Below are 23,585 nucleotides of genomic sequence, written 5' to 3' on the forward strand. Positions count from 1 at the left end.
GCGCTGCGATTTGCCCGCGGCCTTGGTCGTCGGCTGTCGCCGCGGGCGCGGCTTGGGCGCGGGCGGTTGTGCCGGCGCTTTCGCCAGTGAGGGCGGCGCGGGGGTGTCCTGTTCGGTGGAGGGAGCGAGTTCGCCCAGGCGCAGCATCACGCGTTCGCGCCGCGGAGTCTTCCAGTGCCGCTTCCATCCGAACCGCTCGCGCAGGTCCGCGCGGGCCAACTGCCGCTCCTTCTCCAGCACCAGGGCCGCGCTATAGGAGGTGACCTCCCACAGCGTCATCCGGCGCCACAGCGCGAACGTGGAAGGGAACGCGAGCAGCCAGCGGGAAACCCGGATCTTCTCCATACGGCGACCGGTCGCCGCGCCGATCCTCACGGCGTAGACATGCGCGCCGATCTCGGAGAACGCCACCCACAACAGCGGCATCGTGCCGTGCGCGACCTTCGCCGACAGGGAGTGCCCGGCGGCCACGTTCAGCCCACGCGCGATAGTGGACTTGGGCCTGACGCTCGATGAGGTCGCCCAACGGCTCGGGGTCGCGTCGAAGACGGTCGAACGATGGATCAACGAGCCTGAGCGCAAGCCATATCGTCGATTCCAGTACGCGACAGCCTCGCTTCTGAAGTGCGAAGTGTCGTACCTGTGGCCGGACGAACGCACATCCGCGGAGGTCACTGCCTCTGGCAACGCGGAGTTGGTCAGGCTCTATCCACATCGGTCCGTCGTGATGCAAACCCTCTGGACGAACCTCTACTCCAAGGCGACTCGCCAGTTTGACCTGTTGGTGTACTCCGGGTTCTGGCTCACAGAAGACGCGACGTTCCACCGCATCGTGAAAGAGAAGTCAGCCAACGGAGTACCCATCCGCCTCATCCTGGGAGAGCCCACGTCGCCGGCCGTGGCCGTGCGCGGCGAGGACGAAGGGATCGACGCGGCGATGGCAGGCAAGATCCGGAACGCCCTCATCAACTACGGCCCGCTCTTCGGTCTCCCCGGGGTGGAGTTCCGGTTGCACGGTACGACCCTCTACAACTCGATCTACCGGGCCGATGACGAGATGCTGGCGAACGGGCACCTCTACGGCGTCGGCGCCTGCATGGCGCCCGTGCTGCACCTGCGACGCGTGCCCGGCGGTGAACTTTTCGACGCATACGCTGAGAGCGTTGAGAAGGTCTGGGAATCGGCCCGCTCGATCTCTTCACCTGCCGATTGGGAAGGCACTGCCTGATGAGCCGCATCGACTACTTCCGCGACCCGAACGCCCCTCATGCCAACTCGGTGGTCCCTCAGTCACCGCGGTTGTCCAGGACGACGCGGGGCGGTTGCTGCTCATCCACAAGACGGACAACGATCTGTGGGCGCTGCCCGGCGGTGGCCACGACATCGGCGAGCGCATCGGTGACACTGCCGTCCGTGAGGTCGCGGAAGAGACCGGCATTGACGTTGAGGTAGACGGCATCGTGGGGCTCTACACCGACCCTGAACACGTGCTGGCGTACGACGACGGGGAGGTCCGGCAACAGTTCTCCATCTGCTTCCGAGCCCACCCCGTCGGCGGTTCCCTGCGTACGAGCAGCGAATCGAAAGAGGTCCGTTGGGTCAACCCAGCGGACCTCGATGGACTGGACATTCACCCGTCGATGATGCTGCGAATCCGGCACGGTCTCGACGACTCGCGGCGAGAGCCCTACATCGGCTGACCGTCGGTAGAGACCTGCACCAATCGGCCCTCAACACGCTTCGCCGCTGCGTGAATCTCGGGGGCCGCGCGCTGGATGAACCGCCCAACGATCGTGTCCGAGCCGTACCGCTGCACAATCTCGTCCAGCCGCTCGGCCGACGTGGTCCGTGTCCCGTCGGGCGTCGTCGTCATGTCGCAATACAGCAGAGCGTCGACCAGGTCCGAACGCTCTAGCTCGAACTCCCCCTCAAGCTCTTGCCTTAGTCCGCGCTCCTCGGCTTCCAGCAGGGCGCAGGAGTGGTGAGCTACGAGACGAACGACCCGCTCGTCTGCCTTTTCTTGGTCCCGGAGGAACCGCGCGCCATCCAGCGGGTGAAAGCCGGTCGTGGCGATGGCCGGCGAGTACCCGATGTCATGCAGCACAGCGGCGGCTTCCAACAACTCAGCATCGTCACCCATGATCGGACCCAAGGAGCGAGCGCGCTTGGCAACCCCCAGCGAGTGCGCCCACCGACGCGGGAGCGGATCGGACAGCAACGATTCGGAGAGCGAGTACGCCCACTCAGTCAGTCCCATGGCGGCCAAGGCTACGGCTGGACGGTGGGCGTCGGGAGAGCGCGTACGGTTCGCCCTTTGCCGTGGACGGTGGCGAGCAGGCCGTTCCCCTCCATCTGGGCAAGGACTCGGCGCACAGCAGTGCGAGAGGCACCGAAGCGCTCGCAGAGCTTCGCTTCGGACGGATACGTATCGCCCTCCGAGAGCGAGTCCTCCGCGATCAGGTCTGCCATTCGCTGCGCGAGGGGGCGTCGATCACCACTTCGGACGACGCACCACCCAATACCGGGAGCTGACTCAACTACACCGGCACCCTCAAGCACCTTGAGAGCGCGTCGTACGGTATTGCGGGAGACACCGTGCGCGCTCATGAGGGCTGCCTCCGATGGCAAAGCGTCTCCGACATCTCCCGCTTCGATCTGCCGACGCAAAGACTCAGCGACCTGCAAGTACGTACCCCCGCGGACTGGCCTGCGGCACGTGGGCTCCTTCCTGGCCACGCTGAAGCTTTCCAAAGTCACTCACGACCCCAAGCTTCCCATGTGTGAGGCCAGTGCCTGCGGCCATGTACCGGCTGTGACGAGGTGACACAGTCCCTGCCCGCTCGGGACGCGCGCGGACGCATTACTCCCATGGGGGTGTGGGAGAGCCGTCCGGATCCAGCCCGTACGGCCACCGTTCATGGGCTGAAGGAACGTCCCAGATACGACCAGCGTCTACGGCCTGGCGGTACAGACGGTCCGTCCCAGAACTGTCCCCGGCCGTCTCCCGCAACCTCAACAGCGTGGTAAACGCCGAGCGGTACGTGGCGGCCGCCAGCTCAGCACCGTGGCAGTCGCCTGCCTTCTCCAGCATCTGCACCAGCACCTCCCCTGCTTCGGAAGACCTGGCGTCTGCTGCCAAGCGATAGAGAGCCTTGGCCTGCTCAGTATCGCCTTGCTTCTCCCGTTTCCGGGCAAGGGTGAACAGCCTCTTGGTATTGCCCATGGCGGCGGCCTTGCAAGCCATCTCCTCGGCACCGTGGATGTCTCCGGCTCCTTCAAGAAACCGCGACAGGTGGGCAGGAGCCGCGCTGTCCCCGGCGTCCACGGCGAGGCGGTAGAGGGCTTCAGCCTGCTCCGTGTCGCCTTCCTTCTCCCGTCCCCGGGCAAGGGCGAACAGCCTCTCAGTGTTGCCCATGGCGGCGGCCTTGCAAGCCATCTCCTCGGCACCGTGGATGTCTCCGGCTCCTTCAAGAAACCGCGACAGGTGGGCAGGAGCCGCGCTGTCCCCGGCGTCCACGGCGAGGCGGTAGAGGGCTTCAGCCTGCTCCGTGTCGCCTTCCTTCTCCCGTCCCCGGGCAAGGGTCGTGAGAAAGTCCGTGTGTCCAGCTTCGGCAGCTGCACGGGCCGCTGTCTCAGCCCCCTGCCGGTCTCCGGCCTCATCCCGGATCTGCGCCCGTTCCACAAGTGCGCTGGTGTGTCCGGCCGCAACTGCCTTTCTGCAGATGGCTTCTGCACCCTTCAGATCTCCTGCTTGTCTCCGCAACCGCACCAGGTCAACCAAAGCAAGCGTGGCTCCGGCATCAGCGGCCGTTTGGTACAGCGCCTCAGCGCGTTTCAGGTTGCCTTGGTGCTCCCGCATGGATGCCAGCTGCAACAGCGTGTCGTGGCTACCAGAGTGGACAGCTTCCTGAGCCATGGCCTCGGCGCCCGCGAAGTCGCCAGCCTCTTCCCGCTGACGCGCCAGGTCGGCCAGGGCACGGGTGATGCCCGCCCTCACGGCTTTTCGGGCCATCTGCTCGGCGCCTGTGGAGTCTCCGGCCCGCTCCAGCAGGTTAGGAAGGTCAGCCAGGGCACGGGTGCTGCCGGCTCCTGAGGCCTGGCGGTAGAGGACCTCCGCGCGCTTCAGATCCCCTTCCTGTTCACGTATCTGCGCCAAGTCGATCAAGGTGTCGGTGAGGCCGGCTTTGGCAGCCTTGAGGGCGAACTCTTCGGCTTCCCGGTGATCGCCGTCTACCTCTCGCAGACGGGCCAGGTTGGACAAGGCAGCCGCATGACCCGACATGGCGACCCTGCGGTAGAGAACTTCCGCGCGTTCGTAATCGCCCGCCTCCTCGTGCCTAACCGCTAGTGCCACGAGGACGTCTGGGTGACTGTCGGCAGCTTGACGAATGATGGATTCAGCTTCGTCCTGATCTCCCTCCTCCTCCTTCATCCAAGCCAGACTGACCAGCGCACCGGGGTAACCCGCACGGACGGCCCGCCAAGCTATTTCCTTCGCCCCCTCATGGTTCCCCGCCTGTTCCCGTGCCTGCATGACCCACTCCATGGCAGAGCCACTGCCCGCCTCCGCCGCACGGAGCCACAGATGATGTGCCCACTGCCGACGGTGTCGATGGTCAGCGGCTCTTGCGAGATTTTGGAGATCTTCGGGTTGCCCGAACTGTGTGTGGGCGGCGTACCAGAAGGACGCAGGCGGGCACAGTGTGCCGCGCGTGGCACGCCCGTGCTGTTCGAGATAGTCAGCGAGGCGGAACACGGGTCCGGAGACGAGAGTGCGGGCTGCATCTCGGTTTTCGCTGCTGGGCGGACGACGTTGGGGTCGGGGCCCGGTACGTCGAAGTGGTGCCTGCTTGCCATGAACGGGGCGCGCGAGTTCGGCGAATGCGGCTTCCGCCCAGTCATCACCCAGCTCGTCGTAGTCATGGTCGGTTAGGTAGTCGAATGCCGCATCGGTGAGAAAAATCTGGGGAAGATGAAGGCCCACACCGAGTCGACGTGCGTCCATCGCCGCCTCCAGAACCGCCCGGGCGGCTGGCGTGCCGCGTTCATATCGGCGTAGCAATTCAGGTGCTCCAGCGAGGTCCTGTGTTACCCGTCCATCGCGCTTGGCGCGGGTGAGTGCGCCGGCCAACAGGCCATCGCCAGCTTTCGCTAGATCAGCCGCCTTGCCCAGCGCGTCCTGGTCGAAAGCGTCGGGGACGGTAACAGTGCACCCGTCAAGAACTTCCCGCGTCTGGCTATGCGGGTCGAGCGCGCTTGCGTCGGGGCGGTACGTGTACTGGTCGGCGTACTCAGGCCAAAGCGTCCCTAACACGAGGACGGGGCCTCGGGAGTGCGTGAGGAGGCTGTGGACAGCAGCCGCGACTCTCTCGCCTACCAGGCGATCGCCGAGATAATGCTGGGATTCGTTCAACCAGACGACGGTATGCGGCTGCACCCTCTCGAGTTCTGCAAGCGCTGCCTCAGCACGTGTGGGGTCAAAGGGATGCCACAGGCGCCATCCGTGATCAGCCAGGGGCTGAACTGCCTCCCAACATGCCCTCGTTTTACCAGTCGAGGAAGAACCAACCAGCACCACCAGTCGACTGCGCCCCTGCAGAGCGTCCTCGACCGCATTTTCGAGGACTCGGTCGTGGGCTCGGGGAACGTAAGCCGACAGCAGACGATCGGTAGTCCGAGCGGTCACATCGTCGCTTGAGATAAGACCGGAAGGATGTACTTCCAAGTCGAAGGGGTTCCAGTCGCCGATTGGCTTACCCGGAGCGGCGACCTGCGGAACAGGGCCGGTCTCACCGATGGCCGCCCGCCGTAGATCCTGCATCTCTCGCTCCGGCAAGCGCAGCACACGTGAGAGGGCCGCAACCGTTTCCGGGGAAGGGACAGGGCCACCGACCTGGAGCGCCTGGTGGATGGTCGTGCGGCTCAAAGCGGTCTGCTGCGCCAGCTGCGACTTTGCCAGCCGGGCACGAGCGAGCCCGTCCGTCAATTTACTGCGTAGCTCAGCGCGTGCTGCATCACGCACCGCCTGCTCGTCTCGCACGCCTCCCCCAATCGATGTGTCCGCCAGTGTTCATCATCGTCCGCCCGAACCATGGCGAACACCGATTCCGCGAGCTTCATACAAGTCAACGACCCGTCGACTACACGGAGCTGGTTGTGCCCGACCTTGTCATCGTTCTTTTCTCGTTCGGCCTCGTCATGATCTTCGCTTTGCTGGTCGCCGCTGCTACGGCCAAACTCGCCCGCCTCGCCGGCGCCAACTACCCGTCCGCGCTGATGCGCGGCGCCGGAGCGTTTGCAGCGGTGGTCACGCTCGCAGCCGCCGTTACCTGCGCGCTCGCTGCGGTCCTCGCTTAGGGGGCGTTTCGACAAGCTTCCTGCCCCTTGCTAGGCAAGTCTCAGCGCAGATGCAGTACGCCCCTCACGTTGCGTTGCCTCTAGCGTGGGGCGGCGACCAGTTAAGACGTCGCCCAGATGTGCGAGCTAGCTGATCTAAATCAACCAGCGCGAGAGTGCGCCTCGTTGCTCTCACCCCGGACGACGTACCCCGAGGCCGCATCGGTCAGCCGGTGCGCGCACCCGCCAGGCGGATCGAAGGCACTTCCACGCACGGTATGCGATAGAGATCAGTCCCAAGCCGTGTGTCACAGAGAGAACGTGAAGGTCAGAACATGTTCCCGGATCTGCCTAGTCATGCCCTCCGGAGCCGTGTGCGCAGGTTCGAATCCTGCCGGGGGCACTTCGCTTCAACCAGCACGATGATGTGGCTGACCAGCGCAAATGCCTTGCATGAAGAGCGGGACCCAGTCTTACTGGGTCCCGCTCTTCGGCATTGAGTATCACTGATCGCGAGTGAGTGGCGAGTGAACCGCACTGCTCTACCGACGCAGGTCGCCATGGATCGGCTTCCTACCCCTCCCCGACGGCACGGGAGTCTCGCGCGTTGCGGCCCCCAGCCCCGTCGGTGGAGTCACGTAGCGCTGCCGACTTGCTCGGCCGCCTTATTGACCTGCCGAAACTGCCGTCGCCGTATCACCCACCAGACAGGCCTCAGCAAGGCGATGACCACATCTCCAAACCGATCCTTTGCGACCTCTCGCCTTTTGGCCCTGAGGTCATGACGAAGTGCGGCATCCCCACTTAGCAAGCTCCTCCTCCTCGCCCGCGACTGCTCGGCAATCCGTCCACTCAGCACGTCGAGAACCCCATCCGCACCACGCTCCCGAGCCGCCTTGCTGAAGCGCCGTACGGTATTGGGAGGGGCGTGCTGCGCCAGCGCGATCAAGAGATCATCGGACCAGAACGCGCGGCCCGGATTAGTGACGAAAGTAGCATTGCGTACAGAATGGAAGAGCTCCAAGGGGTCACCGAAGCACGCGATGGCAATCATGACCCGTTCCAGATCAGGCCAGCGACGGTTCCGCGCAAACTGGCTCCAGACAGCTCGCGCCATAGGGAGTGGCTGCCTTTCACACAAGTGCTGAATCGCTTCCTCGGCCTTCTCGTCCTCATCCGCGTCTCGCCATTGCGCTACCTGGTCCATGAAGCGCTGCGCATACAGTTCTTGAACCGACTGCTGCGGCGTTCCCGCTTCCCATCGCGCCAGTTCTACAGCAGTCTCCGTAGATGCGCGCTCCATCATCGCAATGTCGCTCGACTGCAGTCTTAGCAGCGCTTCCGTACGCGCCATGTGCTCCTCGAGTTCTTCGATGCGACGTCTAGCGCTGTCCCGTTGGGCTTTAAGATCGGTGATCTGTTCGTCGGTACGGGCGGCCAGGTCTTCCAATGCCTCCTCGGCTTGACGGCAGCGCTCGCGGGCGGCGTCCAGCTCGTGCTTCAGTTCGGTCAGCGATTCAGCTGTACGCACGCGCTCCAGTTGCAGTCTCTCGGTTGCTTCCGCGAGTTCGTGTTCCCGGGCGAGCAGTGGCTGCTTGTTCGCGAGGGCGGCTTCGTACATGATCTTGCGGGTCAGAGCGACTTCCTGCGCATCCACGTCAGCGCCCTCCACTTCGGCCAGGACATCGTGGATGCGCTGGGCGAGCCTATGGCGAGGCACTTCACGGCCATTGAGGAACTTCGACAGGCGATGTCTATCTATGCTCATGCCCTCAGACGTGAGCAGGTCTGCGACTTCGTAGGCTGGCATGTCTAGACGAGCAACAAGCTCGCGGAGTCGCTGCGCGCACCTCCGCACCCTGATATCGAGTGTCTCGTCGAGCGCGCCGAGTCCCCGTCTCTGCGGAAGCCTCTCCCCCATTGCACCTCCATGTTGCGACTGCACCAAGTTGTGCTGACCTGCGGCAACAAGCGGTTGCGACCTGACGCAACTACACGCTCACGCCATGTGATTGGACCCTATCCAATCGACACCCCATGGAGTTGAGAATGCCCAGGCGTCCTAAGAACCTGTCCAAGACGTCCTCTGAGGACATGCGTGCGACATCAGGCCGCACCACACTCATGAGGAAGCGGAGCCGACTGCTTTCCGTTCAACTACGGGCTGGGGTCTGGAAGGTAGTGAAGCTGCTGGGCACGGAGTTCCTCAAGGGCTTCGCGAACAAGATCGGCGGTACGGCAGCGATGGTCCTCTGCATCCTCGGAATTGCATACATGCTCGGTATCGACCCGGGCAATGCAGTGCGCGCCATACTCGGCATCTGACTCTGACTAGCCGAATCCACCTGCGAACAGGTCCAGGGATTCTGACACCCAGGAGACCCCAGTCGAGGCGAGAAGTTGCAATTCTCGCCTCGACTTGGCCATAAATCCGATCACTTGGACACGTCAGGCTTCATGGATCTTCGTTAAGCTAGCCCATCGCCTTCTCAATCTTCCCGTTGTTCATCTCTTCATGGCCGTCGATGCAACCCTCGTAACGGCGGTGGATGACCTCGGGTGAGTTGCCCGCGCGGCGCGCGACCTCGGCAACAGGGACGCCCGCGTTCAGCCAGTTCGTGATGCATGTATGACGCAGCTCGTAGGGCCGATGCGCGAGCGGCGATTCTGCCTTGTCCGGCGGGAGGGCGATGAGGCGCGCCTCCTGCCACACCCGCCAGTAGCTCGAAGTCCCAAGTACCTCACCGCGTTCGTTGTGGAAGACCCGTCCGTCCTTCGCCGTCCCAAACTCCCTGATGTGCTCGCGCAGCATCACGACCAACAGCGGCGGGATCGGTACCGGTCGATCAGCCTTGGTTGCACGGGATTTGAGGCCGCGCTTATCCTGCCGCTTCCCTGAGTCCGTCCACCGCTTGCCGGAGATCGGACGAGTTTCCTTGAGCGTGAGCGTTCCCCACCCCTCTTCGGGTAGGTAACAGTCCCTTTCTCTGAGTCCAACCGCTTCGGCCGGCCGCATCGCTGCGTAGAGCTGGCATGCGAAGAAGGCGACCAGTCGACGCCCTCGGTTGCGATGCACCGAGCCGATGTACGAGACCGCCACAAGGAGCTGAGTCCCCTGCACCGCGTTCACCAGGACCCGCGGGTCTACGACGTCCCCGTGGGTGGGACCCGCGCGCTTCAGGCCCGCGAGTGGGTTCACGTCCAGGTACCCACACTCGATCGCGTACTGAATCGCGGTGTTGAAGCCGCGGCGTCGCCGCTTGTAGGTCTCGCCTGCTGCCGGGCTGTCGTCCAACTTGAACGACAGCCGGTATTGGACGTCCCGCACCACCTTGGGGTCGGTGAATGACGACAAAGTCAATGAGCGCTGCTGAAGCCACATACAGGCAGTCTCGAGATTCTCAGGAGGGTCTTCGTCCTGATGCGCCGGTACGACAGCCCACCGCATCGCCAAGCGGACCTCTTCCAGTGACGGTGCCTTCTTCCCGTCGCCCATCATCGCGAGCGCGACCGTGGCGAGGCTGTCCGCCACCCCCTCTCGGGTCTTGGCCGCCGATGTGCGCCAACGGCTTGCCATGTACTCCCGGCTGAAGTCCCACCATGACGGGTCGGGCCTGGTGTTCGCCCGTGCCGCAGCCGCGCGGAGTTCAGACTCCGGCAGCCCCGACTCGACGTCGAACGCCTCTCCCTTCACCATCGCCTTCCACAGATCGGAGCGGCGATGCTCGGCGAGGGCAATCGTGCGGAAACTGGCCGTCTTGACCTTACCCGCGACGGTCCAACGAAGCTGGTACGGAGCTCTTTTGCTCCGGACTTGATTGATCTTCCATACCCGTACGTCCGTGGACAGAGTCGGTTTGCGCATGACCCACGCGGCCGGCGACCGGCTACTCGGCGGGAGCATCCTTTCCGCCATGAGCCATCAGGCCACCTTCGTCGGCCGGTACCGCGAGGCGGCGACTCTGGCGCGTGCCGCGCTCGCGGGTCCGGCCGCGAGCCTCACGCCGACGCTTGCCGGCCAGTTCCGCGCGATGGAGGCACGGGCCTTGGCTCGCTTGGGCGACGATCGAGGCTGTGACCTCGCTCTATCCGAAGCCGAACGCCAGCTCAGCACGCGCACCGCGGACAGTGATCCGGCATACATCGCCTACTTCGATGAAGTGGAGTTGGCAGCCGAGTTCGGGCACTGCTTCCGCGACTTGGGGCGCTCCGTCCAAGCCACAGAGCGGGGCGCGGGCTCCATATTCGGCGACGGTCTGAACAACTGCAGCGACTTCTTCGCGACCATGGTTCAGGCAGAGGCGTACATCAACCAGGGCGAGGCCAGCCAGGGCTTCGAGATCGCGATGAGCGCTCTACAGCTCGGGGAGGGGCTGAAGTCGGCGCGCTGCGTACAGTACGTACGGGAGTTCCAGGGGCGCGTCACGGACGGCATGAAGCAGGCCGCGGAGTTCCGCGACTTCGCAGAACAAGCCCGCGGCTACCGCCTCTGGCAACAGGTCGGGACGCAGTCCTAGAACGGTGCCCAGTCCCGGCGCGAGCCGCCTGAGCGCAGGCTCTCCACCCGCTTCTCAACTTCCTCGGCCGCTCGCGGATTCGTGCCGGCGTTCTGCGAAAGCCACGTCACCATGAGCAGTTCGCGGACGTTGCGGAGTACGGCGTACCCCGACCACTGCCGAACGTCGAAGCCGTAGCCCTCGGCAAAGTCGGCGTACTCGGCCTCTGTGTGCCAGCCGAAACTGTCGTAGTACATCGCAGTCTGCATGAGGTCCCACTCACGCGGGCCCGTGACGAAGCCGTCCAGGTCGATGACCTTTGGGTGCCCGGCATCGTCACGCAGGACGTTGCCGACGTTGAAGTCTCCGTGCAGGGGTCCCGCCGGAAGAGCGAACCTCAGACGGTCATACTCGGCTGCCAACTCGTGTGCCAGAGAGTCGAGATAGGCGCGTGTCCGATCCGGGATCGCGGCGCGCTCCAAGCGCTGGGTGACCTTGTCGAAGGGCCGAAGCAGAGGCAGAGAGAAGGACGGCGGCTCTAGTTCGTGGAGCCGCCGGAGGAGTTCGCCCATCTCACGTGTGCTGGCGTATTTTTCGCCGTCGGCGAGCCCCTCCCAGAAGGTCACGGGGTGCCCCTCGACTACGACGGGCTGTTCCGCCTCTGTGACGAGTCGCGCCGCCGGGTACTCCTCAGCCGCGAGCCACTCCGCGACGGCTACCTCCCTGCGCACGGAAGGCAACCGATCGGGGCTACGGCCCACGCGCGAGATGATCCGGCCTCCGTCGATACGGAACACCGCATGGTCCCCGAACCTCAACATCTCGATGCCGGCCGCGTCCACATCGGCGAGGGCGCATGCCCTTCGCAAGATGTCCTCTGCCGCATCCGCATCGAACGCCGTGCGCTCACTCGTCGTCATGCTGTCTGGCCCCCCTCGCCGATAGGCAGAGCACGCACTTCCCGCCCCCGCGTCGCCCCCTTGCCGATGAGCCCCTGCCCTTCCATCTGCGCGATGGCGGAACGGACGGCGGTCCGCGATGCGCCGAACAGGTCGCACAGCTTCTTCTCGGTGGGGAAGGGGTCTCCAACCTTGACCTCGTCGGCCCGCAACAGGTCGGTCACCCTCACGACCAACGGGCGACGGTCACCGGTCCCCGACACGTACCAACCCGCCCCCTGCACAGATTCGATCAGGCCCTCGCACTTGAGCACGTCAAGGGCCCGCTCGATGGTGCTACGGCTCACGCTGTAGGAACTCATGAGTTCTGCCTGAGACTTCAGTTCTTCGGTGATCTCACCGCCCTTGATCTTCTGACGCAGAGAATTCAGAGATCTCCAGGTACCTACCTCGCGGACTGGCCTGCGGCACGTGGCCTTCCTCCCAGTTACGTGACGACTTCCTACTAGCGTCCCACTTCCCAGGAGGCGGACATGAAGTGTCCCACCTGTCCGACTGTCCGGTTAAGGCTCTCACCTGCGCAAACAGACCGGACAGCTCAAAGTCACGGTGTCCGGGCTGTCCGGTTACAGAGGGCTGCAACACCCGAGGGGGTTACAGTCCGTCGGCAGGTCCAACCTCTGCGGGCGCCAGGCAGGAAGCACCCTCTGCGGCCGAGGCAGTCGGCTATCTAGTGGCATCGCCTCAAATAGATCACTACATGTAGTGTCGACCACTAGCACACCTGATCAATACCGAAACAATCCGAGCGGGTTCCACCCAGTATCTTTCGCCCGCCCCGGGGGCGCCTGTAAAGTTGATAGCATCCGACCATATGGGGAGAGTAACCGTGGGTGACAAAAAAAGTCCGACGCAGAAGCAAGAAGAGCTTCTGAATGCCGCGATGAAGCGCCCTGGAGTTGCAGAGGTCATGCGGGTTTATCGGGCCGCCAGTCAGCGTGCCCCTCAACCTGTAATTTCCACCCCCCTGACTCGCTTCGCTACAGGAGGGAACTCTTAGTTCAGTGCCAGGGTGGGGAGACATCCTTCGAGAAATCGGAGAGTCGGCCAGTCAAGGATCGGCAGGGCCGGACTTTGACTTGATCCGACGGAAGTATCTAACTGAGCTACATGCCCACACCGGGCGAAATGTAGTTCTTTACGCGACAGACTTTCTAGGCGCGCAGGCTAATCCCGCAAACACATCAATCACCTTGCAGGATATGCAAGGATTGATGGAGTGTTTCCGAGATCTTCCCGGCCCAAGTCTTGACCTTATCCTTCACAGCCCTGGCGGATCTCCAGAAGCCGCCAATAGCCTAGTGAGCTACATGCGATCCAAGTACGAAGACGTGCGTGTCTTCGTACCTCTGGCCGCTATGTCAGCCGCAACAATGTGGGCACTTTCTGCGAACGTAATTGTCATGGGTAAGCATTCGCAGCTCGGGCCAATCGATCCTCAGCTTGTCACTGGTGGTCGCGCCATGCCTGCCCGCGCCCTTATCCGACAGTTCGAGCGCGCAGCCGAAGAATGCTCAAATGACGCAACCCGCCTGAGTGTATGGCTTCCAATTCTCCAGCAGTACGCCCCAGGACTCTTGGAGGTTTGCGCTCAGTACGAGGAGTTGGGGCGCGAACTAGTAAAAGAGTGGCTGAGAAGCTACATGCTAGCCGCAGACCCTGACCGAGATCAGAAGAGTGAGGCGATCGCTAAGTATTTCGCCGACGCTGATCTACACAAGGCTCACGGCCGTGGCATCGATCGCGACCACGCGCGCGCTCAAGGAGTAATCGTCGAGGACTTGGAAGACGACCAGGTTCTTCAAGATCTCGTGCTTAGCGTTTTCCATGCCACGACCCAAACCTTTGGCGGCACGGGCGCCGTAAAGATTATCGAAAACCACATCGGACGTGCTTTCGCTGTACAACAAATGGCTGTGAACGTGGGGCCGATGATGACTCCCCCCGGAGGGTTTCTTCATATGCAGCCCGTCCCCCTCGGGTCCATCCCGTAGTGCGCCTCGGGACTCTGAGGCACACGGTCACAGACGGGCTGTAACACCGACGCACCAGGGTGTTACAGCCCGTCGGCGAAGCCGACCTCTCGATGGGCGCAGGAGCCGGAGGCAACTTCCAACTTCGCACTATCTGCGATACAGGAGGGCACCTCACACCTTTCTGAATCAAGGAACCTGCTGCTCAGAGGCCATTCGCAAGCCGAACTCTGATTGTGCTCCGGAGCCGTTGACGCAGGCTCGAACTACTCATCCAAGCACTGCGGTGGGATGGGTGCATCGAAGACATCGACGACGAACTCTGAGGTTCCGTTGCCCTCGAAGTCGACGTCGCGGTCGCTGTGAAGCAGGGTGTGGATTCTTACCCAACGCCCCTGGGCGCTTGCTTCCTCGGCCACATTGAGCGCCCCACGGACGGGACCGACAGACCCAGTACGTCGCTTACTCGTCCAGGTCTGCAGGTGACTCGCTTCTGCGGGAAGCTCCCATGTGCGGGGCTCGGCGCTGGCTGGCACGGAGACCTCGTCGCTGAGCAATTGCAGAACCCACTCGACATCGCCTTCGCTGTCCCGTTCGTTCGACATGCGAATACCGAGACCGATCATGTAGGCGCCATCAAGGTACTCCTCCAGCTCATCATCGATGTCCCTGAAGTAGACAGCGGGGCGAACTACATCGATCGGCCCGAACCCAGTAAATGTTCCGAGCATCGGCGGGCACTTCTCCTTGAGGTAGTGCTGCGTGGCGGTGCGCACAGCCTTTGGAACTCGGTTCAGGACTACTTCGAGAGCCTTGTCATCCCGGTCGGCCAGGAAGCCGTTGAGCGCTCCGACCAGTTCCTCAGTTAGGTGGAGATCACCAGCTCCGAGCGTGGTCACTGCCTCCAACTCTTCGCGAGGACTTTTGACAAGGGCGAACACTCTGCTCCGCCCTGGGCTCGCGTGCGCGATGAACGAATAGATCACTGTTGTCTCACATCACGTCTCAGAAGCCGCGCGAGCACAACGCGTGCCGATGCGGCCACAAGGAATGGGAAACCCTGTCAATTGACGTGTCGTCTGAGCTACTTGCTCGTCCGCATGGTCAATGGAGGGTTGCTGTCAGACCCAGCACTTCAGCCCGGGTCCGCATGGCTAGACGCAGGGTACCCAGGCGCCCGGCGCGGTGACAACGGCGCACAAGAACGCGCGGCCGGCGCGGACACGGACGCGGCCGCCCTGAACGGCCGCTGAGCAACTGGGCCTGACGCAAGTCCACTGGCTTCGCGGCGAGGGCATCACGAGGGTGATGCTCGACACACCTCCGACACACTCGGTACCGACGGAGCCTCTTGAGAAACTCCACTGCAGGTCAAGCGGCTATGAGAGCTGATCTACGCATTCACTCCGGAGCCTTTGGGGACGAACCACCGCTTCGATGGTGGCCTGGCCACCACTCCGCGACTGCAGCTCTATGGATGCCCAGTCGTCGCCAGCTGAGACGTTACGACGGCTAGATGGTGCGAGGTTGCCCAGGCGCGCCACTCGGTGCCCCCACCTGCCTTCGGTCGCTTCCGTTGAGCGCATTCCTGAAGTCGAGCGTCCCCCCACGACGTAGCGGCTCCCGTGAGAGGCCAGTAGGGCGAGTTGACCAAGTCCTGGCTGAGAGTGAAGAAGTCGTCGTTGCCCGGCCTGACCCGCGGATATACGAAGACCTGCCACTCGGCCGCCGTGGTGTAACGCATGTTGGGATCTGGGGTCCCACGGCTCTTGGGCAAGATGCGGGGGTACGTCACGCCGAAGTCTCCGAATTCCGGTTGCCGCCCCGGCCACTTCTCGGCGACCGCCTGCCATAACCGCGCGTCCTCCCTGACGACAGGCGTTGCTCGGCCCCGCTCGAATCCCTTCAGGTTGACCGGGAAGGCGCCGGCCGCCACGCAGAGACGCCTCCATGGCCAGCATGAGAGACGCCTCAGGGCTTCAGTGGTCGCTTCGGCCAGGACTTCCCGGGCCCGATCCGAGTGCACTGGACCGGCATCAAACAGCAAGTCGACTTCCTCCGGAGCCAGCTGTACCGCTCGGAGCAGATCCCGTATCTCGTCTGCGCAGGGGAGCGAATCGCTGAGGCCCTCCGCCGTAGATACGCGCAGGCATGCTCCCTGCCGGTGGCCGGCGGACACCGCTGCTACTTCCGCCAACACTTCGTCAGTATCGGAACACCTGAAGACTGGGCACATGGCAACACCGCGAAGCCCCAGAGACTCCCCAACCCGCACCATGGGCCCGCCCGCGTCCCCGCTGAGCACGCGGACTGGGGGCAACGCACCACAGTCAACTGTGAGGACCATGCCGTCTGGCACGTTCTCCATCGCGTGATCGCAGAAGGTCTCCAGCAAGTCCCGAAGCTCAAAGTCCGGCACGATCTCCATCACTGGGCGGAGCTGAGCCTGCACCTCCGCTGTGACGTGTCCAAGCGCCAGAAACTCCCCCGCTTTGCCCTTCAGAATAGGAACGTAGGCCACCAGCCACCCCCAAGCGCTCCCCACACTCAGCCAGTTGTCGTGCCCACCGCTCTTGACAGGGTGACCGGGCAAATCACTGGCAGGTAGAGCGCTGTTCTCGCCACGGGGCTCAAAGTTGAGGGCCGAAGGAAGCCACGCGAGCCACGTACTGTGCCGGTAGGGCTCCACGGAGCCGCTCCGAGTGAGTGGCGAGTGAACGTTCCTCACCCGGGCTCAGTCAGCGGCGTTCCTGCAGTTCAGGGGGCCGAACTGCGACAGGTACGGCGTGCCCTCCGGAGCCGTGTGCGCAGGTTCGAATCCTGCCGGGGGCACCCTGTATGAGGTGCCCAGAGACCCCGCCATCAGCGCTTTCGCTGAGGACGGGGTCTTGGCGTTTATGCAGGCGGATGCTGTCGAAGGCAGCCTCATGACAGTGATCACGTTGTAATAGCGTGTTGATCTAGCAGGGGGTCGCAGCACGTCAGAGGCCGTTCTCGCGCCTGTTCAGCGTAGCCGTGCAGACATAACGAAAGCCCCGGATCTCTCCAGGGATCGCGTCCATCGGCCAGCTCTCGCGTCTGCTTCCACACGCGCGAAGTACGACGACGCGGCCACGACGTTGCCCCCGTTCACTGGCGAAGAGCGGGCCGTCCTTCGCCGGGCCGAACTCCTTCAGGTGCTCCCGGAGCAGCCGTACCAACGGCGGCGGAATCGGCACGATGCGTACCTCGCCTTCCGTCCGCTGTTTCAGACCCCTTCGGTCGTGCGTCTCGCCGGAGTCCGTCCATGGCTTGCCTGCCGTCGGACGGGGCTGCTTCAGGGCTGAACGCTTCAGGACAGTGCCAAGCTGTTGTCGGGGGTCAGGCCGGTGAGCTTTTCGGGGTTGACCTGGAAGCGCAGGTTCTGGATGTGGGCGTCGGCGAGGTCGAACGAGATGGCGCCGACTGTGTGTCCGTCGAGGGTGGCCAGGATGCCGAGCTCGCCGTTGATGACGGCCGGCTCCATGGTCAGGGCGGCCAGTTCGGGCTTGGCCAGGAAACCCAGGATCCAGCGCGCGACGTGTTCGGTGCCGTGGAGGGGGCGGCGGGCGGCGGTGACCTTGCCGCCGCCGTCGGACCAAGCGGTGACCTCGGGGGCGAGCAGCTTCATGAAGGCGTTCAGGTCGCCGCCCGCGCAGGCATCTATGAACTGGGTGGTGACCTGCCGGCGCTTGGTCTGGTCGGCGTCGAAGCGGGGGCGGCGGGTCTGTACGTGCTTGCGTGCGCGGTGGGCGATCTGACGGACTGTCGGCTCGGGACGTGCGAGGGTCTCGGCGATCTCGGCGTGCGAGTAGCCGAAGACCTCGCGGAGCAGGAAGACGGCACGTTCGACAGGGCTGAGGGTTTCCAGCACAACCAGCATCGCGGTGGAGACGCTGTCGGCCAGTTCGGTCTCCGCGGCGATGTCGGGGGAGGTCAGCAGGGGCTCGGGGAGCCACGGCCCGACGTAGGTCTCGCGGGTTGCCCGTGCGGAAGTGAGGCGGTTCAACGAGAGGTTGGTGACTGTGCGCACCAGGTACGCCTTGGGGTGGCTGATCGCGTCGCGGTGCGCGGTGCTCCAGCTCAGCCAGGTGTCCTGGAGGACGTCCTCGGCGTCGGTGACGCTGCCCAGCATGCGGTAGGCGGTGGCGAACAGGAGCCTGCGGTGTTCGATGTACGGGTCCTGCTCGTCCCTGGCGTCGACCATCGGCTCATGCTGCCAGCGCCGTAACCAGAACGGCAAGGCCCGTGATCACGGCGCTGGGAGCCGATGCGCCCGTCATGCCACGGGCTTGCGGGTGGCGCGGCCGCCCTTGGAGACGATGGTGGTGACGTTCATGCGCTTGCTGAACCGGTAGGTCGTGAGCGGGCTGCTGCTGACCATCTCCTTGTATGCGACGGCGCTTCGGCCCGTGAGGTGCATGCGGCGGGGGGTTTCGTCGGCCTTGGTGAACTGGATGACGGCATCACGGCGGCCGAGGCTGACCGGCTGGTGGAAGTAGCCGAAGCGGAACGGCTTGACGGCCTTGCCGTGCACGAGCCGCGCGATGGTGTCGGCGGTGTACTGGGCGGTGGGCAGGCCGCTCTGGCAGGTGCCGTGGATCTGTCCCCAGGCCAGACGGACGGCGGCGGCGTCGCCGATGGCGTGGATCTCGGGGTGGGAAACCGAACGCAGGGTGGCGTCGACCAGGATGAGGCCGCGGTCGTCGGTGGCGATCCCGGCGTCGGCGGCGAGTGGCGACACCCTGACGCCGGTGGTCCACAGGCAGGCGTCGGAGCGGAGGAGCCAGCCGTCGGCCAGTTCGACGGCGTCGGGCAGCACCTTGGTGACGCGGGTTCCGGTCTCGAGAGTGACGCCGAGGCGGTCCAGCGCGCCGTAGAGGTAGGCGCGGGCCTTGGGGCCCATCATGCCGCCCGGCTCGTCCAGGCTGATCAGCGTGACGTCCAGGCCGGGGTGGCTCTCGGCGATCTCGGTGGCCGCCTCGATTCCGGTCAGGCCGCCGCCACAGATGGTGACCGTGCCGCCGGACGCGGGGACCTCCGTGAGCCGCGCGGCGAACCGACCGGCGATCTCCGGGTTGTTGAGGGTGAACGCGTGGGTGTCGGCGCCGGGGACCTTGCCGGTGTCGGTCGAGCTGCCCAGCGCGTAGACGAGCGTGTCGTACCCGAGGGTCTCGGTGCCGTCGACGGTGATCCGCCGGGCCTCGGGGTCGATGGCGGTGGCCGTGCCCTGGACGAACTTGACGCCGGTCCCGGCGAGCAGGTCGGGGATCTGATGGTCGGCCAGCTCTTGCCCGGCGGCGATCTGGTGCATTCGCAGCCGCTCGACGAACCGGCTCGAGGGGTTGACCAGGGCGATCTTCACGTCGGTCCGGCGGGTGCGGTGGGCCAGCCGGATGGCGCTGAACAAGCCCGTGTAGCCAGCGCCGAGGACGACGATGTGGTGGCCGTTGTTCATTGGATCTCCCAAGGTCGGGCACCGGCTTCGGTGCCGGTGACGCCCATGGGACAAGCGACCCGCACCGGACGTGACAGGTCGCCGATGTGAACCAGGTCACTCCACGCGCACCGTTGGTGTGCCGGCACGAACCCGTCGGTTGCCTCGCTGTGCCAGGCCCGGCCGGGGCAGAGTCGGACGCCGAAGAGGACGGGCTCCGACTGCCGTGCGAGGTCAACCTGAATAGCCAGACCCGTCGCTAGCACTGCTACGTGCCAGACATGCCAAGCGTTCCAGCTCGCGTTCGGGGCGGACGGTTCACTTTGGTGGGAGTCGGTTGAAGTAGTGGCCGAGGACGTAGTGGGCGGGGATGAGGGTGAGCCAGAACCACATGGCTGCTTCTGGGTTGATGTAGGCCAGGGGGACGGAGAGGGTGAAGATCAGGGCGCTGGAACCGAGTTGGGCGGTGAAGCGGCGGCGGGCCGTGGCGGCGGATGATTCGGGCGAGGGGTGCACTTGGCGTTGCGTGAGCCGCAGCAGGGTCGCGTGCACCGCATTGATCGTGGCCATGGCGCCCGCGTAGAGGGCGACGGCTTCCGGCTGGGAGGCGTACTCGGCCAGGAGTGCGGTCGGGAAGGGCATCAGGGCGACCAGGCCGAGGCCGAGGAGGATCAGGCGGGTGACTATGGCCGTGTCGATGGGCAGTGCGGTGAGGATGCGGCGGTGGTCACGCCAGAATCCGGCGATCAGGGTGAAGCTGAGGGCGAAGGCGCCGATGTTGGGAAGCGCATCGCTCAGGGCCCTGCGGAATGCGGCGGCGTCCAGATGTGCGGGGATCGCCACGTTGATGACGAGCAGTGTCATCGCGATGGCGTAGACGCCGTCGGACAGAACGATCAGGCGTGCCGCGTCCGGATCGCTCTCATGTGGGTGCGTCTCTGCCACTGGCTCCGTCATGCCGACGACAGTAGGGCGTTATGCCCTGGCTGTAACGCATCGGTCAAGGCGGCACTCCCGCCCCCGCGAGGCGGGCCACGACCGCGGGCAGTGAGGACATGGGAGTTGATGGAGCAACAACGAGCACGGCGACCTGTCTGGCGGATCTGAAGCGCGGGGAACTCCATGATCCACAGTCGCCGTACTCGTGCCGAGTCAGCCCCTCACCAGCTCTCCCCCTCACCGGCCTCAAACCGGGAGGGACCCGCAACGCTCCGGAGTCCCGGTCTCAGGCCCAGGGGTCGAACGGGATTCCGGCGGGCAGGGTGGCGGCGAGAGCCCAGCTGAAGTTGCTGTCGTTGATCTTGATCGTGGCGTCGCCGAAGTTGGCGGTCATGAGCTTGTCGCGGTAGCCGGCCGGGTAGCCGTCCCAGCCGATGAGGCGCGGGAAGAACCAGCCGCCGGTGGCGTTCTCCGGCGGGTCGTCATTGGTGTTGGCGAAGCGGAAGTCGTGAGTTGAGACGCCGTCCTTGTGGTAAACGATCTTCGGGTGGGTCCCGTTGAAGAGGATCGACGAGGCCGGAAGGGTCTGATAGGTGGAGTGCTGCGACACCGAGACGTACTGGACCTGGTTGTTGTTGATCCACACGATGACGTGTTCCCAGTCATGCGTGTGTCCGATGGCCGCGGGGCCGAGGGTGGCCTGATCCTTCTCGAAGTAGCTGGCATACATGACCGCGGACCAGCCGTTGTTCGTCTTCACGCGTGCGTACGTGTTGGCGTTGTTCAGTTGGGCCAGGTCGTGGCAGTGGCCGTTCACATCGCCGCCCAGCGCCAGGCCGGGGTTGATGGTGCCGTCGGCGCCGATGGCGGCGGTGGCGTAGCAACCGTCCCCGTCATAGTCGTAGGCGGGTGAGAACGTCTGCTCGGTGCCGCCTGCGTTCTGCGGCAGCAGCGTGAGGACGTTGGCACTCGCGCTTGTCGGGAGCGCCACGACCAGCGCCATGGCGCTGACGGCACTCGCGAGCGCGGACCAGCCGAGTCTCCTGGACGGACGCTTCGGACGGGGTGAGGTTCTCTCGGGGTTCGTCGTCGACGACAGCGTGCTGCGCACACCAACTCCTCAACACTGCGGGGGGTGGGGGAGGCAAGAGCCGGCTTCCGGCATTCCTTGCGGCGAGATCAACGCCTCTTGTGCGGCAAAGGAATTCCCGGTGAACCGGAGCCTCATTGGGGGGAATAAATTCGGTGGGGGGGGTGGATCCTTATCCGTGTGACGCGGCATCAAAATACCTGGGGAAACTGCCAGTTGCAAGCGAAAATACCAAGAAGGGAATTTCCCCTAAACGGCATTCGGGGCACTTTGCGAGACCCACAGAATTTGCATAGAAAACGATTTCGCGTCGCGGCCCTCGCAGCCAGTACCCACCGTGTGCGGGCATCGCCGCGAGGGGCTCGGGGCGCCGCCCCGCCCTCCGAACATGACCTTCGCCCAGAGTTGACCATGAAGCTTCGCTTTGGGTGATATTGCGCACATTAGTGGCAGGTGCATCTATACAAGTGGTTTTTTGTCGTTGACAGTTGGGACGGATATTTCCCCGTTCCTTCCCCGTTCCAACTGGCACAGAAAGATCCCGCTCACATGCGCAATTCTGCTGATGTCCCCGTACAGCCCCACCCCGTCACCGTCGCTGAAGTGATTCCCGGTGATCTTCTCGCTCTGTCGGAAGAGGATGTGGCGGCGGACAGGTGGTACGTGGTGATGCACACCTTGCCCGAGAACCCGCAGACCATTCGGCTGGCGCTGCGGCCGCCGCTCGGCGGAAGCGATCACGATCGGGTGTTTCAGCGGGATCACCAAGTGACGGTGGGGTGTCGGCGGATGGATGTCGCCGGAATTCCGGAGATCGGTTCCGCCGATCTTGAGGTGGTGGAATTCCGGGACGGGGATCGGGTCACCTCGCTGCGCGCCGTCGACCCCCGGGCCGTCGAGGAGTCGTACAGCCGCCGGTGGGGTCAGTGGTACCGGGACCTGGAGAGTCGGGTCGAGGAGCCCGTGTCGGACTCGGGGCTGCGGGAACGGGTCGCTCGGGAGGTCGCGGAGGGGCATGTCGTACGGCATCTCCCCCGGCCGCGTCGGGCGGCCGCCGCCGGCGCCGCGCCTCGGCGGGTTGTCGTCACCGGGCTCGGGGCCGTCACGCCGCTCGGTGTGGGGGTGGACCCGCTCTGGGAGGGGCTGGTTGAAGGGCGTTGTGGGATACGGGAGTTGGAGGGCGAGGAGTTCGCCGAGCTGCCCGTGCGGATCGCCGGCAGTGTGCCTGTCGATCCCGTCGGGCTGTTGCCTCGGCCGCAGGCTCGGCGGATGAACCGGGCCGCGCAGTTCGCGGTGATCGCGGCGCGCGAGGCCTGGCAGGACGGTGGGTTCGACGTGGCCGGGACGGTCGAGAGCGGGCTCGAACCCGAGCAGGTCGGGGTCAGTGTCGGGGCCATCCTCGGTGATGCCTCCGTGCTCGTCGGCGGTGACCGCAAGCTGCGGGACAAAGGGCCGCGTGCCGTGTCACCGCTGACCACGCCGATGACCGTGCCCTCGCAGGCCGCTTCCCAGGTGTCGCTCGCGCTGCGGATCACCGGCGAGGCCCGCACCGTGACCAGCGCCTGCGCCTCCGGTACCGAGGCCATCGGGCAGGCCATCGACCGCATCCGGTACGGGCATGTCGATGTCGCCCTGGCCGGCGGCGCGGAGGCCGTGGTCACCCCGGCGATCATGGCCTCGTTCGCCGCGATGCGCGCGCTGTCCACCCACGGTCTCGGATCCACCAGCCCCTCCCGGCCCTTCGCCAAGGACCGCGACGGCTTCGTCAACGGCGAGGGGGCCGGCTTCCTGCTGCTCGAGGCCGAGGAGCACGCGCGGGCCCGTGGAGCTCGTATCTACTGCGAGGCCGCCGGGTGGGGACTGTCCGCGGACGCCTACCACATGGCCGCGCCCGACCCTTCGGGCAGCGGCGTCGCGCTCGCGCTGCGGCGGGCCGTACGGGACGCCGGCGCCCATGTCGTGGACGTCGTGCACGTCAACGCCCATGCCACCGCCACCCCCGACGGTGACCTCGCCGAGGCAGGCGCGCTGCGGGCCGTACTCGGCGGGAGGGTCCCGGTGACCGCGCTCAAGGGTCACCTCGGTCATCTGCAGGGCGCCGCGGGCGGGGTCGAAGCCGTCGCCACCGTGCTCACGCTCCACCACGGCCTGATTCCGCCCACCATCGGCTGCGAGGAACAGGACGACGCCATCGAACTGGACGTGGTGACCAAGAGTCCGCGGCCGCTGCCCGCCCTCGGCGACCTCGCCCTCAGCAACTCGTTCGGGTTCGGCGGGCACAACGCGGTGCTGGCGTTGCGGCGGATCGCTTGACCGAAGAATGCCCACAACAGGGCG

Annotated in this window: 18 protein-coding genes and 2 pseudogenes; 7 read left to right on the forward strand and 13 right to left on the reverse strand. The window is 64.9% G+C overall.

The window, feature by feature from the left end; translation table 11 throughout:
* Positions 1-502 precede the first annotated feature (502 nt).
* Positions 503-1,228: an XRE family transcriptional regulator gene (locus OG266_RS13845; protein ID WP_371552779.1), complete on the forward strand. Its 726-nt coding sequence runs from the start codon at positions 503-505 to the stop codon at positions 1,226-1,228.
* Positions 1,228-1,700 (forward strand): annotated as a pseudogene (locus OG266_RS13850) (NUDIX domain-containing protein). The gene OG266_RS13845 and the pseudogene OG266_RS13850 overlap by 1 nt, the downstream one beginning before the upstream one ends.
* Here OG266_RS13850 and OG266_RS13855 read toward each other — a convergent pair.
* The 3 genes and pseudogenes from OG266_RS13855 to OG266_RS13865 all read right to left on the reverse strand — a co-directional run bounded on the left by OG266_RS13855 (position 1,688) and on the right by OG266_RS13865 (position 6,040).
* Positions 1,688-2,257 (reverse strand): HD domain-containing protein, encoded by a 570-nt coding sequence (locus OG266_RS13855; RefSeq protein ID WP_371545865.1) that lies wholly within the window; start codon positions 2,255-2,257, stop codon positions 1,688-1,690. The pseudogene OG266_RS13850 and the gene OG266_RS13855 sit on opposite strands and share 13 nt — an antisense overlap.
* 11 nt (positions 2,258-2,268) lie before the next feature.
* Positions 2,269-2,716: pseudogene (locus OG266_RS13860) on the reverse strand (GntR family transcriptional regulator).
* 144 nt (positions 2,717-2,860) lie between these two features.
* Positions 2,861-6,040, reverse strand: a complete 3,180-nt coding sequence (locus OG266_RS13865; protein ID WP_371545866.1) for a tetratricopeptide repeat protein — start codon at positions 6,038-6,040, stop codon at positions 2,861-2,863.
* A gap of 26 nt (positions 6,041-6,066) precedes the next feature.
* Between OG266_RS13865 and OG266_RS13870 the strand changes: the two genes are divergently transcribed.
* On the forward strand, positions 6,067-6,357 hold the full coding sequence (locus OG266_RS13870; RefSeq protein WP_371545868.1) for a hypothetical protein: 291 nt from the start codon (positions 6,067-6,069) through the stop codon (positions 6,355-6,357).
* 613 nt (positions 6,358-6,970) lie between these two features.
* Here the strand turns inward: OG266_RS13870 and OG266_RS13875 are convergent.
* Complete coding sequence (locus tag OG266_RS13875; RefSeq protein ID WP_371545870.1) at positions 6,971-8,146, reverse strand: hypothetical protein; 1,176 nt, start codon at positions 8,144-8,146, stop codon at positions 6,971-6,973.
* 371 nt (positions 8,147-8,517) lie between these two features.
* On the opposite strand from OG266_RS13875, the gene OG266_RS13880 reads away from it, so the two are divergent.
* Positions 8,518-8,661 (forward strand): hypothetical protein, encoded by a 144-nt coding sequence (locus OG266_RS13880; protein WP_371545872.1) that lies wholly within the window; start codon positions 8,518-8,520, stop codon positions 8,659-8,661.
* Between the two features lie 148 nt (positions 8,662-8,809).
* On the opposite strand, the gene OG266_RS13885 is transcribed toward OG266_RS13880, so the two are convergent.
* On the reverse strand, positions 8,810-10,252 hold the full coding sequence (locus tag OG266_RS13885; RefSeq protein ID WP_371545874.1) for a tyrosine-type recombinase/integrase: 1,443 nt from the start codon (positions 10,250-10,252) through the stop codon (positions 8,810-8,812).
* On the opposite strand from OG266_RS13885, the gene OG266_RS13890 reads away from it, so the two are divergent.
* Complete coding sequence (locus OG266_RS13890) at positions 10,251-10,853, forward strand: hypothetical protein (RefSeq protein WP_371545876.1); 603 nt, start codon at positions 10,251-10,253, stop codon at positions 10,851-10,853. The genes OG266_RS13885 and OG266_RS13890 overlap by 2 nt on opposite strands.
* On the opposite strand, the gene OG266_RS13895 is transcribed toward OG266_RS13890, so the two are convergent.
* Both OG266_RS13895 and OG266_RS13900 read right to left on the reverse strand, forming a co-directional pair.
* On the reverse strand, positions 10,850-11,752 hold the full coding sequence (locus OG266_RS13895) for a phosphotransferase enzyme family protein (RefSeq protein WP_371545878.1): 903 nt from the start codon (positions 11,750-11,752) through the stop codon (positions 10,850-10,852). The genes OG266_RS13890 and OG266_RS13895 overlap by 4 nt on opposite strands.
* On the reverse strand, positions 11,749-12,255 hold the full coding sequence (locus OG266_RS13900) for a GntR family transcriptional regulator (RefSeq protein ID WP_371552781.1): 507 nt from the start codon (positions 12,253-12,255) through the stop codon (positions 11,749-11,751). The genes OG266_RS13895 and OG266_RS13900 overlap by 4 nt, the downstream gene beginning before the upstream one ends.
* Before the next feature lie 540 nt (positions 12,256-12,795).
* Here OG266_RS13900 and OG266_RS13905 point away from each other — a divergent pair.
* Entirely contained in the window at positions 12,796-13,785 is a 990-nt protein-coding gene (locus OG266_RS13905) for a hypothetical protein (RefSeq protein WP_371545880.1), read from the forward strand.
* Between the two features lie 245 nt (positions 13,786-14,030).
* Here OG266_RS13905 and OG266_RS13910 read toward each other — a convergent pair whose 3' ends face one another.
* The 6 genes from OG266_RS13910 to OG266_RS13935 all read right to left on the reverse strand — a co-directional run bounded on the left by OG266_RS13910 (position 14,031) and on the right by OG266_RS13935 (position 21,161).
* Complete coding sequence (locus OG266_RS13910; RefSeq protein WP_371545882.1) at positions 14,031-14,663, reverse strand: hypothetical protein; 633 nt, start codon at positions 14,661-14,663, stop codon at positions 14,031-14,033.
* A 572-nt stretch (positions 14,664-15,235) separates the two neighbouring features.
* Positions 15,236-16,492, reverse strand: coding sequence for a hypothetical protein (locus OG266_RS13915; protein WP_371545884.1), 1,257 nt, complete (start codon positions 16,490-16,492; stop codon positions 15,236-15,238).
* 603 nt (positions 16,493-17,095) lie between these two features.
* A complete protein-coding gene (locus OG266_RS13920) occupies positions 17,096-17,989 on the reverse strand; it encodes an RNA polymerase sigma-70 factor (protein WP_371545886.1) in 894 nt (297 codons plus the stop codon).
* Between the two features lie 72 nt (positions 17,990-18,061).
* The gene (locus tag OG266_RS13925) at positions 18,062-19,240 is read right to left on the reverse strand and encodes an NAD(P)/FAD-dependent oxidoreductase (protein WP_371545887.1); all 1,179 of its coding nucleotides are present in this window, start codon (positions 19,238-19,240) and stop codon (positions 18,062-18,064) included.
* A gap of 297 nt (positions 19,241-19,537) precedes the next feature.
* Complete coding sequence (locus tag OG266_RS13930; protein WP_371545889.1) at positions 19,538-20,176, reverse strand: TMEM175 family protein; 639 nt, start codon at positions 20,174-20,176, stop codon at positions 19,538-19,540.
* A 268-nt stretch (positions 20,177-20,444) separates the two neighbouring features.
* Complete coding sequence (locus OG266_RS13935) at positions 20,445-21,161, reverse strand: NPP1 family protein (RefSeq protein ID WP_266463729.1); 717 nt, start codon at positions 21,159-21,161, stop codon at positions 20,445-20,447.
* A 636-nt stretch (positions 21,162-21,797) separates the two neighbouring features.
* On the opposite strand from OG266_RS13935, the gene OG266_RS13940 reads away from it, so the two are divergent.
* Entirely contained in the window at positions 21,798-23,561 is a 1,764-nt protein-coding gene (locus OG266_RS13940; protein WP_371545891.1) for a beta-ketoacyl synthase, read from the forward strand.
* Positions 23,562-23,585 lie beyond the last annotated feature (24 nt).

The sequence above is a fragment of the Streptomyces sp. NBC_00554 genome (assembly GCF_041431135.1).
Classification (GTDB): domain Bacteria; phylum Actinomycetota; class Actinomycetes; order Streptomycetales; family Streptomycetaceae; genus Streptomyces.